Origin of the sequence: Stenotrophomonas sp. (assembly GCF_031995405.1) — a bacterium.
Classification (GTDB): domain Bacteria; phylum Pseudomonadota; class Gammaproteobacteria; order Xanthomonadales; family Xanthomonadaceae; genus Stenotrophomonas.
Window position 1 is genome coordinate 1 of record NZ_DAMAGC010000134.1, and the last position, 11,163, is coordinate 11,163.

General features: G+C 68.8%; 13 protein-coding genes. 11 read left to right on the plus strand and 2 right to left on the minus strand.

What is annotated here, in order from left to right:
• The first annotated feature begins 134 nt into the window (after positions 1 to 134).
• From RTO53_RS17275 to RTO53_RS17310, 8 genes are all read left to right on the plus strand, one after another.
• Positions 135 to 1,298: a zinc-dependent alcohol dehydrogenase gene (locus tag RTO53_RS17275; protein WP_312238954.1), complete on the plus strand. Its 1,164-nt coding sequence runs from the start codon at positions 135 to 137 to the stop codon at positions 1,296 to 1,298.
• Between the two features lies 1 nt (position 1,299).
• On the plus strand, positions 1,300 to 2,277 hold the full coding sequence (locus tag RTO53_RS17280; protein ID WP_312238955.1) for an acyl-CoA dehydrogenase: 978 nt from the start codon (positions 1,300 to 1,302) through the stop codon (positions 2,275 to 2,277).
• Positions 2,265 to 3,023 carry a PIG-L family deacetylase gene (locus RTO53_RS17285; protein WP_312238956.1) on the plus strand — a complete coding sequence of 253 codons (759 nt, stop codon included), beginning with the start codon at positions 2,265 to 2,267 and terminating at the stop codon, positions 3,021 to 3,023. Before RTO53_RS17280 ends, RTO53_RS17285 begins: the two co-directional genes overlap by 13 nt.
• Positions 3,020 to 3,607: a class I SAM-dependent methyltransferase gene (locus tag RTO53_RS17290; RefSeq protein ID WP_312238957.1), complete on the plus strand. Its 588-nt coding sequence runs from the start codon at positions 3,020 to 3,022 to the stop codon at positions 3,605 to 3,607. Before RTO53_RS17285 ends, RTO53_RS17290 begins: the two co-directional genes overlap by 4 nt.
• Positions 3,604 to 4,326 (plus strand): glycosyltransferase, encoded by a 723-nt coding sequence (locus tag RTO53_RS17295; protein WP_312238958.1) that lies wholly within the window; start codon positions 3,604 to 3,606, stop codon positions 4,324 to 4,326. Before RTO53_RS17290 ends, RTO53_RS17295 begins: the two co-directional genes overlap by 4 nt.
• A complete protein-coding gene (locus tag RTO53_RS17300) occupies positions 4,326 to 4,595 on the plus strand; it encodes a PQ-loop domain-containing transporter (protein WP_312238959.1) in 270 nt (89 codons plus the stop codon). The genes RTO53_RS17295 and RTO53_RS17300 overlap by 1 nt, the downstream gene beginning before the upstream one ends.
• Before the next feature lie 158 nt (positions 4,596 to 4,753).
• Complete coding sequence (locus tag RTO53_RS17305; protein ID WP_312238960.1) at positions 4,754 to 5,203, plus strand: PA2169 family four-helix-bundle protein; 450 nt, start codon at positions 4,754 to 4,756, stop codon at positions 5,201 to 5,203.
• A 177-nt stretch (positions 5,204 to 5,380) separates the two neighbouring features.
• Positions 5,381 to 5,671 (plus strand): hypothetical protein, encoded by a 291-nt coding sequence (locus tag RTO53_RS17310; protein WP_256773909.1) that lies wholly within the window; start codon positions 5,381 to 5,383, stop codon positions 5,669 to 5,671.
• Here the strand turns inward: RTO53_RS17310 and RTO53_RS17315 are convergent, their stop codons facing one another.
• Positions 5,672 to 6,151, minus strand: a complete 480-nt coding sequence (locus tag RTO53_RS17315) for a GNAT family N-acetyltransferase (RefSeq protein ID WP_312238961.1) — start codon at positions 6,149 to 6,151, stop codon at positions 5,672 to 5,674.
• Positions 6,152 to 6,183: 32 nt separating this feature from the next.
• Positions 6,184 to 6,939: a hypothetical protein gene (locus tag RTO53_RS17320; protein ID WP_312238962.1), complete on the minus strand. Its 756-nt coding sequence runs from the start codon at positions 6,937 to 6,939 to the stop codon at positions 6,184 to 6,186.
• Positions 6,940 to 7,106: 167 nt separating this feature from the next.
• Here RTO53_RS17320 and RTO53_RS17325 point away from each other — a divergent pair, with 167 nt between their 5' ends.
• The 3 genes from RTO53_RS17325 to thrA form a co-directional block, all read left to right on the plus strand.
• A complete protein-coding gene (locus RTO53_RS17325) occupies positions 7,107 to 7,829 on the plus strand; it encodes an AraC family transcriptional regulator (RefSeq protein WP_312238963.1) in 723 nt (240 codons plus the stop codon).
• A 71-nt stretch (positions 7,830 to 7,900) separates the two neighbouring features.
• The gene (locus RTO53_RS17330; protein WP_312238964.1) at positions 7,901 to 8,848 is read left to right on the plus strand and encodes a DMT family transporter; all 948 of its coding nucleotides are present in this window, start codon (positions 7,901 to 7,903) and stop codon (positions 8,846 to 8,848) included.
• A 366-nt stretch (positions 8,849 to 9,214) separates the two neighbouring features.
• The coding region (gene thrA / locus RTO53_RS17335) for a bifunctional aspartate kinase/homoserine dehydrogenase I (protein ID WP_312238965.1) at positions 9,215 to 11,163 on the plus strand (1,949 nt) is incomplete at its 3' end.

Sequence of the window (11,163 nt, forward strand, 5' to 3'; positions counted from 1 at the left end):
GGGGTGGGGGCTGACGCTCCCCCTGTAGGAGTGAACGTTCTGTCGCCACGCATGGACACGCCCCACACGTCGAAGTCACGGCCCCGGTACGCCGCACGCGCTAACAAGGCGGTACATATCCGCTGGAGCACTGCATGCGCGCCTTGACCTACCACGGCAGCAAAGACGTACGCGTCGACACCGTTCCCGATCCGGTGCTGGCCGCGCCCGATGACCTGATCCTGCGCGTGACCGCCACCGCGATCTGCGGCTCGGATCTGCATCTGTATCGCGGCAAGATCCCCGACCTGCATACCGGCGATGTGCTGGGGCATGAGTTCATGGGCATCGTCGAAGAAGTCGGGGCAGGGGTGAGCGACCTGCGTCGGGGCGACCGGGTGGTGATTCCCTTCGTGATCGCGTGCGGCGAATGCTTCCACTGCCGGCTTACCGAATTCGCCGCGTGTGAGACCACCAACAGCGGCAAGGGCGCGGCGGTCAACCAGAAGGGTATCCGCCCGCCGGCGGCGCTGTTCGGCTACAGCCATCTTTACGGCGGCGTGTCCGGCGGCCAGGCAGAGTTCGTGCGCGTGCCCAAGGCCAACGTGGGACCCCTGCGCATCCCCGACGGTCTGGCCGATGAGCAGGTGCTGTTCCTGTCCGACATCCTGCCGACCGGCTACCAGGCCGCGCTCAATGCGGGGGTCAAGCCCGGCTCCACCGTGGCGATCTTCGGCGCCGGTCCGGTCGGGCTGATGAGCGCGGCGTGCTGCCGCCTGCTGGGCGCGGAGACGATCTTCATGGTCGATCATCTGCCCTACCGGCTGGCTTTCGCGCAGCAGACTTACGGCGTTACGCCCATCGACTTCACCCAGGTCGAGGATCCGGCCGAGTACATCGTGACCCAGACCAATGGTCGCGGGGTGGATGCCACCATCGAGGCCGTGGGCTTTGAAGCCGAAGGTAGCGCGCTGGAGTCGGCGCTGACCACGTTGAAAGTGGAGGGCAGCAGCGGCGTGGCGATCCGGCAGTGCATCGCCGCCACCCGCCGCGGCGGCACGGTCAGCATTCCGGGGGTGTATGCCGGCTTCGTGCATGGCTTCCTGCTCGGTGATGCGTTCGACAAGGGCCTCACCTTCAAGATGGGCCAGACCCACGTGCAGCGGTTGATGCCGGAGCTGCTCGATCATATCGCCGAGGGCAACCTGGATCCGGGCGTGATCGTCACCCATCGCATGGCGTTGGAAGATGCGGCCAAGGGCTATGAGATTTTCGACCGCAAGCAGGAGGATTGCCGCAAGGTGATCCTGACGCCCTGACATGGCGACCGTCGTCGATATCGCCGCCTCCCGCGTTGCAACGCCTGCGCTGCTGCGTCAGGCGCGCGACTGGCTGGCCCGGCAACCGGTCCTGCCACGCCCCGGCGGTGGCGATACGCTGCTGCGCTGGCAGTCGCTGGCACAGATCGCCGCACAGGATCTGTGTCTGGCCAAGGTGCTGGAGGCGCACTACGACGCGCAGGCGATCCTGCAGGAACTGGGCGCAGGCCAACCCGAGCGTGGCCAGCTGGGCGCGGTATGGGCTGCTGAAGGACCTGCCGCGACGCTGGCCTTCGATGCGCAGCAGGGCACGTTGAGCGGCGACAAGCCGTGGTGCTCGGGCGCGGAGTGGGTGGATTTCGCGCTGGTGACGGTGCGTGATGGAACCCAATCGCGGCTGTTCCTTGCCGACCTTCGCAGTGCCCGGCTCGGCTGCAATGCACAGGACTGGCAGGCGACCGGCATGTGCCGTGTGCCCAGCGGCACCGCGCACTTCCGGCAGGTGCCGGCGGTGGAGGTGGGAGCGGCCAATGCCTATCTGGAACGGCCCGGCTTCTGGCACGGCGGCGCGGGGATCGCCGCGTGCTGGTTCGGCGCGGCGGCCGCGCTGGCCGAGCCGCTTCGGCGTTCGCCAAAGACCGCCGAAGCCGGCACCGCCGCGGTGCTGCTGGGCGAAGTGGACATGACCCTGTCCCCGTGCGCATCGCTGCTGCGCGAGCTGGCGGCACTGCTGGACGCGCAGCCCGATCGCCCGCACATGACCGAGGTGCTGCGTGCGCGCAGCGTGGTCGAACGGGCCTGCGCGCGCACGCTGGACCGGGTCGCGCGCGCGCTGGGACCAGGGCCGATGTGCCTGGACCAGGATCACGCCCGGCGCTGGAGTGACCTCACCGTGTTCATCCGCCAGAGTCACGCCGATCGCGACTGGCAGCAACTGGGCATGGACTGCCATCGGGAGGGGCGGCCATGGACGTTGTAGAACGCCAGATAGACGGCAGCGGCGTCAGCGAGGCGGAATGGCAGGCCTGCGCATGGCTGCAGGCGCTGCCGGAACGCACGGCCGAGACGCTCTTCGCGGGCATCACCCGGCTGGTGGTGGTTTCGCCGCATCCCGACGACGAGGTGCTGGCCTGCGGCGGGCTCATGGGCTGCGCCCACGCTGCCGGCGTGCCGGTGGTGGTGGTATCGGTGACCGATGGCGAGGCCTGCTACCCCGATCACGCCGTCTGGCTGCCGCAGCGGTTGCGCGAAGAACGTCAGCGCGAACTCGATCGCGCGCTCGCATGCCTCGGATTGGCCAACACGGAGCGGCACGCATGGCACATCGGCGACGGCACGGTGACCCAGCACGAGGCGGAGGTGGCGGCCCGGCTGCTGGCGCTGCTGCGCGAGGACGATCTGGTGCTGGCGCCGTGGATGCTGGACGCGCACCCGGACCATGAGGCGGTGGGCCGCGCCTGCGCCCGCGCAGCGTCCCATCGTGGTTGCGCGCGTCTTGAGTTTCCCGTCTGGGGCTGGCACTGGGTGGACCCGCAGCAGGCGGCGCGCCTGTGGTCGCCGGCACTGCGTTTCCAGCTCTCGCCAAACATGCAGCAGCGCAAGCACGCGGCCATCCACCAGTTCGCCACCCAGACCGGTGCCGCGCCGGGGCTGGACGGCGATCCAATCCTGCCGGAGGCGGTGTTGCAACGTTTCCAGCGCGACTACGAGGTACTGCTGGGATGAGCGATGTCGCCTATTTCGATGCGCTCTACCAGAACGAGGATCCGTTCGCGTATCGCACCCGCTGGTATGAAGCGCGCAAACGCGCGCTGACCCTGGCCAGCCTGCCGCACGCGCATTACCTGCGCGCCTGGGAGCTGGGCTGCTCCAATGGCGTGCTGACCGCCGCGCTGGCACCGCGCTGCGCGCAGCTGCTGGCCACCGACATCAGCGAAGAGGCCGTCGTCGCGGCGCGCCGGACACTGGCCGGGCAGCCGCATGTGACGGTCGAGCGCGCGCAGCACCCGCAGGCGTGGCCGGACGGCCGCTTCGACCTGATCGTGGTCAGTGAAGTGGGCTACTACCTGGACGCATCGGACATGCAGGCAATGGCGGCGCGCCTGGTCGGCTCGCTGGATCCGCAGGGCGTGCTGGTCGCCTGCCACTGGCGCCCGTCGTTCGCGCAGGCCCGTTGCAGCACCGATTTCGTGCACGCCCAGCTGGACGCACTGCTGCCCCGGGTCTTTTCCTGGTCCGACGCCGACATGGTGCTACAGGGCTGGTCGCGCGATCTCCGCTCGGTAGCGCAGCGCGAGGGCCTGCGATGATTGCCGCCATTGTCCCGGCCCACAACGAAGAGCAGCTGATCGGCCCGTGTCTGCAGGCGCTGCAGGTGGCGGCCGCGCATCGTGCTCTGGACGGCGAGGGGGTCGCCATCGTGGTGGCGCTGGACCGCTGCAGCGATGCCACGGCAGCGGTATGCCGACGGTTCGGGGTACAGACGGTGCAGGTGGATGCCGGTTGCGTTGGCGTCGCCCGTGCGGCTGCGAGTGAGGTCGCGTTGTCGCTCGGCGCGCGCTGGATCGGCTGCACCGACGCCGATAGCCGCGTGCCCGCCGATTGGCTGGCCAAGCAGCTGCACTGCGGGGCGGGCGCGTTCTGTGGCGTGGTCACCGTGGACGACTGGCTCGATTATGCGCCGGGCGTGCAGCAGCACTTCCTGGCCAGTGAGCGCCTGGAGGACGGGCATGCGCATGTCCACGGCGCCAACATGGGTTTCAGTGCGGCTGCCTACCGTGACAGCGGCGGCTTCCTGCCCCTGGTCACGGGGGAGGATGTTGCCTTGATTGCCGCGATCCAGACCAGTGGGGCACGTGTTGCACGGCTGGCCGCACCCCAGGTGGTCACCAGTGCGCGCCGGCATGCGCGCGCGAGTCGCGGCTTCAGCGACTTCCTCAAGCGCCTGGAGCAGCAGATGGACCCGGACGAGGGTGGCCTGGTGCGGGCATTGCCGAGCATCGGGCGCAGATCCGCAGGCGCGTGGTGATGGCTGCCGTCGATCTGCTGGGCTGGGCGGCCACACTCGTGCTGGTGGCCACGCTGTGGCGGCAGATCTGGAAACAATGGCGTGCCGATGACGCGCAGGCCGTATCCACGTGGTTGTTCGTGGGCCAGATCACCGCCTCGGTGCTGTTCATTCTCTACAGCATCGCGCTGCATTCCTGGGTCTTCGTGGTCACCAACAGCCTGGTATTGGCTACGGCGATCGCAGGTCAGTGCCTGTCCTGGGTCAAGCGCCGTCGCGCGTCTTCGTGATGATGCAATCGCGTGGTGAACACGCGCGCACAACAACTGCATTTCATCGCGCATACCTCGCTGAACCGCGTGTTTTGGATGTCACGCCGACTTCATTGCCGATCGCTAAAAGTGGACTCACCCAAACGGGCATCCCGTCATCTACAGGAGCAACATCAGTGACTACCGAATCCAAGACCACCCATACCTTGAACGACCTGATCGAGATTGCCCGCGACGGTAAGGAGTTCTACACCGAAGCGGCCGGCAAGGTGAAAGACACCGAACTGTCGTCGCTGTTCACCCGCATCGCCGGGGTGAAGGACGAGATCGTGCGTTCGCTCAGCGCCACCGTCCTGGCTGCAGGTGGCAAGCCGGCCGAGCACGGCACCGTGGTCGGTTCGATGCAGCAGTTCTACGGCAAGGTGCGCGCTACGCTGGGCGATACCCAGTACGGCTACGTGGCCGAGCTGGAAGAATCCGAAGACCGTCTGCTGAAGGCGTTCAAGGACACCCTGACCGACGCCGACACCCCGCCGGCCGCGCGCCAGGAAGTGCAGCGCCTGCTGCCTAAGGTGCAGGAATGCCATGCGGTCATGCGTGACCGCAAGCATGCGATGAAGCACTGATCGCCTCCCACGCGATCGCGACGGATCGCCCTGGCGTAATCCGTTCCAGATGAACGCGCGGACCGCGCAGACAGCCCCGGCACGTCCGGGGCTGTCTGCGTCCGGGCAACCGCACGCACACGTACGGGGGAGGGGGAATTGGTGCATACTCGATCGAAAGGGCTGCTTGGATCTGCTATGGAACACATGCGTTGGCTGACGCTTCGCCTTGGCAACAATCAATCCATCGGGCCGAAGGTTCTGTCGGACCTGTGGTCCAATGCCTGCGAAACGAATCAGTCGTCTGTCACCCGCGACACGATGCCGGGCAAGTCCACGTCCTATGCGTTGCATGCGCCGCTGTCGCTGGCGTATCCCAAGCGCGCGGAACTGCGCATGCGCAAGCTGCTGGAAGAAGCGGGCTACACCTTTACCCTCGGCTCTCTGGCCGACCGGCCGGCACCGCAGCCGATGCGCAGCACCCGCTGATCAGTGCGGCGCCAGCCGCCGCAGCATGATCCGCACGGGGAAGCCCCCGGCATGTTCGACCGACTCCAGCGGCACCCATCCCAGATGGCGATACAGACCGCCGTCGTCGGCCTCGGTCTGCAGGTACACATCGCGTACGCCCAAGGCGGCGGCGCGTGTCATCAGATCTTCGATCAGCACCGCCGCGATGCCCCGGCCACGGTGCGAGTCGCGTACGTAGACGCCGCCGAGCCAGTGCTGGCGCTCCGGGCGCTCGGTGCGTTCGTGGAACTTCAGCTGCGCTGCCGCGATCGGTTGCCCGTCATCGAGGGCGATCAGCAGCAGGGGCAGGGCGGCATCGTGCAGGAACACTTCCAGCCGCTGGCATTCGTCGGCCTCGGTGCGGCCGGGCACGTGGCTGCCCCATTCAGTGAAGTACCAGGCGGCCACGGTCGGCAGCAGGGCGGGGTTCTGGCTCAGCAGGATGCGTTCAAATGTCATGGCGGTTCCAGTCGCGCTGTCAGGGGGCGTCTTCAACGGACCGGATACACGGCCATCACCGCGCAGCCCAGGTAGTTGCGCGGGTTGCTCTGGCGACGGAGATCGCCGGGCAGCGCCTGGCTGGCGATGATGCGGTCGCCGGGATTGCCGCAGATCAGGCCGTTGCCGAAGCCGGAGCGGAAGGCAATTTCCGGCGCGTTGGTGACCTCCGGGCAGTACGTGCCCAGTTCGACGCGGTAATAGCGGTTACCGCCGGACTGCTTCGGATTGGTTTCGACCTTGATGCCGTCGGGGTCTTCGGACCAGCTGCGCAGGGCGCGCGCGCTGAAACAGTACGCCGGTGAGGCGCGGAAGCGGCTGCCGGTCTCCGAGGCGGCCTGCACCTGCACGGTGGGCAGCGATTTCACCGTGCGCGCGTCGCTCAGCTTGGCCTCCGCGGCGAACTCGCGCGCGTCGATGCGCGCCACCGAGGCGATAGGGCAATGGCGGCCATCGATGCGCACGCGTTCACGGGGGCCGCCACAAGCCCAGCCCGAGGGCGCTTCCAGCACCGCGTCGGCGGCATCGTCCACGCCGGGGCAGGCCGATTGGAAGTGCACGCGCCATGGCTGCTGGTCGGCGTCCAGCACGGTCACGCTGTCGGCGTCGGTCTGGTTCATGTCGCGCAGGCCGCGGGCATCCAGGCAGGTCGGACCGGGCGCGACGCGGGCCGGTTCGCGTGGGGTGACGGCTGCGGCGGTCACGGGCAGGCAGATCAGCGCAAGGGCCAGCAGCGCGAGGCTGCGCATGCGGGCAGGGCGGGGCGTTCCAGGCGACGTCACAGTGTGCATTCCATGCGGACAGGACCGCCCGACTATATCAGCCGGTGACGGCCGGCCCACTGGATTGCGTCACGCTTGGCGCGCGCGCAGACTGCTCCTTCCCAGGGTTCACGCACGTCCTGTCTTCGCCGTCCATGCCTGCTGCTGCCTTCAACCTCCGTCGCTACGGTCGCGCGTCCAGCGTGGATCGGCATGATTTCGCCCAATGGGTGCTGCCGGTGCAGGGCGAACTGGCGTTTGAACTGGACGGCCGCAATGCGCGGCTGGACATGTGGCAAGGCGCGTTCGTGGCGCCGTCGGCCGGGCATGCGCAGTCCGCGCTGGCCGATGACCGGTTCCTGATCGTCGATTGTCCGGTGGCGCTGCTGGACCAGGACACCCTGCAACGGCTGGACCAGCACCCGGTGCTGGCCTTGCCGATGCAGGTGCGCGCCATGGCCCAGCGGGTCTGCGCCGGGCAACCGTCGCGGATCGACGGCGCTGTGGTGGCGCGCGAACTGCCACTTCTGCTGCACGCATTCTCGCTGGCGGGCAGCGCGACGCGGCTGCAGGCCGTATGTGCGCGCATCGAACAGTCGCCGGGCCAGGCGTGGCCGGTGGAGCGGATCGCGGCGGCGGTCGGGGTCAGCAGCAGTCGCGTGCATGCGTTGTTCCGCTCTGCATTCGACATGAGCCCGCTGGCATGGCTGAGCGCCTGTCGGTTGCGTTGCGCGCGCGGTCATCTGGCCGCGGGCGATATGCCCATTGCCAGCATCGCCCAGCAGGCCGGCTACTCCGAGCAGAGTGCGTTGACCCGTGCACTGCGCCGGGAGTGGGGGATGACCCCGGCCGAGTACCGGCGTCGTCATCGGCAGTAGCCTGGGTCAAGATCGACGGGGCGCGCTTGCCTACACTGGCGCACTCCTCCAGCAGTGACCCGCACGCGCAGATGAATCGATCCATGGGAGTTGGCATCGCCAACGGAATCGCCGCCGGTGCGCTGTGGGGCGTGGTGTTCCTGGCCCCGGCGATGCTGAGCCGGTTCAGCGCGGTGCAGTTGTCGGCCGGGCGTTACCTGGTCTATGGGCTGATCGCGGTGGTGCTGCTGGCCCCGCGCTGGCGGCAACTGCGTACGCGGATCGGTGCCGCCGAATGGCGCGGCCTGCTGTGGCTGAGCCTGGCCGGCAACCTGGTGTATTTCGTGCTGCTGGCCAATGCGGTGCAGTGGGCCGGTGGCGCGGCCGCGTCGCTGATCGTGGGGCTGATTCCGGTGGTGGTGACGCTGGCCGGCGTGCGCGAGCAGGGCGCGGTGCCGCTGCGTCGGTTGGCGCCGGCGCTGCTGCTGTGCCTGCTCGGCGTGGGCCTGGTCGGTTACGAGGCGCTGCAGGCCGAGCACGCCGGCGGCTCGGCCGGGCAGCGTGCGCTGGGGCTGCTGTGCGCGTTCGGCGCGCTGCTGTCCTGGGCGGTGTATTCGATCGGCAACAGCCGCTGGCTGGCGCGGCGGCCGGATATCTCCGGTCACGACTGGTCGCTGCTGACCGGCGTGGCCACCGGTGCGCTGGCGTTGCTGCTGGTGCCCAGCGCGTTCGTGCTGCAGGACACGCCGCACGTGGCGGCGGATTGGGGCTGGTTCTGGCTGATCAGCGCCGGGGTGGCGGTGGTCGCCTCGGTGCTCGGCAATGCGTGCTGGAACCGCGCCAGCCGCAACCTGCCGCTGACCCTGACCGGGCAGATGATCGTGTTCGAAACGCTGTTCGCGCTGCTGTACGGCTTTGCCTGGCAGCGACGCCTGCCCACTGCGATGGAAACCGTGGCGATCGTCTGCCTGGTCGCCGGCGTGCTGATGTGCGCGCATGCGCATCGCCCGCCCCGGGCGATCGCCGAGCACGTGGGGTGAGCGGCAGGGCTGCCGGCATTGCGCCAGCTGGATGGTCTCATTGGCAACTTTTTTGCCGACGTTATCGACGTGTTGCATGCCCGCACGTTTTGCGCTGCAACACTTGACAAGCCCCTGCCTGGCGTAGTTTTCTTGGCCCATGGTCTCCTTCGCCGCCACCGCCCACCCGTGCATCGCCGCCCTTGCGGTCGGTCGGGCCGCGGCTGTCCGGAGCACCGGTACCACCACCATTACCACCGTCACCACTCGCCCGGTGCGGCCCGTCGTCTTCGCGTAATTTCCGAAAACAACGGCCCCGCACCCGGAACAGGTTGCGGGGGAGCGCCTTCAACCTGACCCGACGCGGGGCCTCGAATCGAGGTCTACATGTCTCCCGTCGCCGTCCTGCCTGCTGTCGCTGATCCTGCCGCCCCGGTCCTGCGGGCCGCCACCTCCACGGTCGTGCACAAGTTCGGCGGCACGTCGGTGGCCGACGCCGAGCGCTATCGCCATGTCGCCCAGCTGCTGCTGGCGCGCGACGAAGCGGTCCAGGTCACCGTGGTTTCGGCGATGAAGGGCGTTACCGATGCGCTGATCGCGCTTGCGGGCCTGGCCGCCGACGATGCGCCGCACTGGCGCGACCACTGGCATGGGCTGCGTGCACGGCACCGCGGCGCGGCAGTGGCGCTGCTGGGCGAGCACGCCGGGCCGGCCGTGGAATGGTTCGATGCGCGCTTTCAGCACCTGGCCGAAGTGCTGGGGGCGCTGGCGGTGATCGGCGAGCTGCCGGTGGAGGTGCTGGACCGCGTACAGGGGCTGGGCGAGGTGTATTCGGCGCAGCTGCTCGGCCAGTACCTGCAGACCCTGGGCGAAGACTGCGCGGTGCTGGATGCGCGCGATGTGCTGGTGGTGGACCGCGGCGAGCTGGGCGTGGACGTGGACTGGGTGCAGAGCGCGCAGCGCCTGGCGACATGGCGGCAGGCGCATCCGGGCCCGCGCGTGGTCGCCACCGGCTTCGTCGCGCGCGATCGCCGCGACCGCATCACCACGCTTGGCCGCAACGGCAGCGATTACTCCGGCGCGATCTTCGCCGCGCTGTTCGATGCCGATGAGCTGCATATCTGGACCGACGTGGACGGCGTGCTCTCGGCCGACCCGCGGGTGGTGCCCGAAGCGGTGCAGCTGGATGCACTCAGCTACGACGAGGCCTGCGAGCTGGCTTACTTCGGTGCGAAGGTGGTGCATCCGCAGACGATGTCGCCGGCGATCGAGCGCGGCCTGCCGATCATCATCCGCAACACCTTCCGTCCCGACCATCCAGGCACGCGGATCACCGCCGAGCGAACTGTCTCCGGTCCGATCAAGGGCCTGACGCTGAGCCCGGACCTGGCCGTGCTGAACCTGGAGGGCACCGGCCTGATCGGCGTGCCGGGCACCGCCGAGCGCGTGTTCGCGGCGCTGCGCAACGCGCAGGTGTCGGTGGTGATGATCTCGCAGGGCTCCTCCGAGCATTCCATCTGCTGCGTGGTCCGCCAGGCCGAATCGGCGCGTGCGCGCAATGCGTTGCTGCAGGCGTTCGCGCATGAACTCGCGCTGGGCCAGGTACAGCGCGTGCAGCTCACCGACAACGTCAGCGTGCTGGCGGCGGTGGGCGACGGCATGGCCGGGCAGCCGGGCGTGGCCGCGCGCCTGTTCGAATCGCTGGGCCGCGCCCAGGTCAACATCCTGGCGATCGCGCAGGGCTCGTCCGAGCGCAACATCTCGGTGGCCGTGGACAGCCGCCATGCGACCAAGGCGTTGCGCGCCGCGCATGCCGGCTTCTGGTTGTCGCCGCAGACGTTCTCGGTCGGGGTGATCGGGCCGGGCAATGTCGGGGCGGCGCTGCTCGATCAGCTGCAGGCGGCGCAGACCCAGTTGCTGGGGCGGGCCAACGTGGACCTGCGGCTGCGCGCGGTGGCCTCGCGCAGCCGCATGCTGCTCGACCAGCGCGGTGTGCACGGCGACTGGCGTGCGGCCCTGGCCGGGGCGGGCATACCCACCGACCTGGACGTGTTCACCGGGCACCTGCTGTCGGCACACCTGCCACACGCGCTGATCATCGATTGCAGCGGCAGTGCCGATGTCGCCGATCGCTATGCCGGTTGGCTGGCAGCGGGCATCCATGTGGTCACCCCGAACAAACAGGCCGGCGCCGGTCCGCTGCCGCGTTACCACGCGATCCGCGAGGCGGCCGCCGCCAGTGGCGCGCGCTTCCGTTACGAGGCCACCGTCGGTGCCGGGCTACCGGTGATCACCACGCTGCGCGACCTGGTCGATACCGGTGACGAAGTGCTGGC

Excerpts from the sequence above, each read along its gene's own strand:
- RTO53_RS17285 (WP_312238956.1), top strand. The coding sequence starts at position 2,265 with ATGGACGTTGTAGAACGCCAGATAGACGGCAGCGGCGTCAGCGAGGCG.
- RTO53_RS17280 (WP_312238955.1), top strand. The coding sequence starts at position 1,300 with ATGGCGACCGTCGTCGATATCGCCGCCTCCCGCGTTGCAACGCCTGCG.
- RTO53_RS17320 (WP_312238962.1), bottom strand. The coding sequence starts at position 6,939 with ATGCGCAGCCTCGCGCTGCTGGCCCTTGCGCTGATCTGCCTGCCCGTG.
- RTO53_RS17310 (WP_256773909.1), top strand. The coding sequence starts at position 5,381 with ATGGAACACATGCGTTGGCTGACGCTTCGCCTTGGCAACAATCAATCC.
- RTO53_RS17300 (WP_312238959.1), top strand. The coding sequence starts at position 4,326 with ATGGCTGCCGTCGATCTGCTGGGCTGGGCGGCCACACTCGTGCTGGTG.
- RTO53_RS17325 (WP_312238963.1), top strand. The coding sequence starts at position 7,107 with ATGCCTGCTGCTGCCTTCAACCTCCGTCGCTACGGTCGCGCGTCCAGC.
- RTO53_RS17275 (WP_312238954.1), top strand. The coding sequence starts at position 135 with ATGCGCGCCTTGACCTACCACGGCAGCAAAGACGTACGCGTCGACACC.
- RTO53_RS17290 (WP_312238957.1), top strand. The coding sequence starts at position 3,020 with ATGAGCGATGTCGCCTATTTCGATGCGCTCTACCAGAACGAGGATCCG.
- RTO53_RS17330 (WP_312238964.1), top strand. The coding sequence starts at position 7,901 with ATGAATCGATCCATGGGAGTTGGCATCGCCAACGGAATCGCCGCCGGT.
- RTO53_RS17315 (WP_312238961.1), bottom strand. The coding sequence starts at position 6,151 with ATGACATTTGAACGCATCCTGCTGAGCCAGAACCCCGCCCTGCTGCCG.
- RTO53_RS17295 (WP_312238958.1), top strand. The coding sequence starts at position 3,604 with ATGATTGCCGCCATTGTCCCGGCCCACAACGAAGAGCAGCTGATCGGC.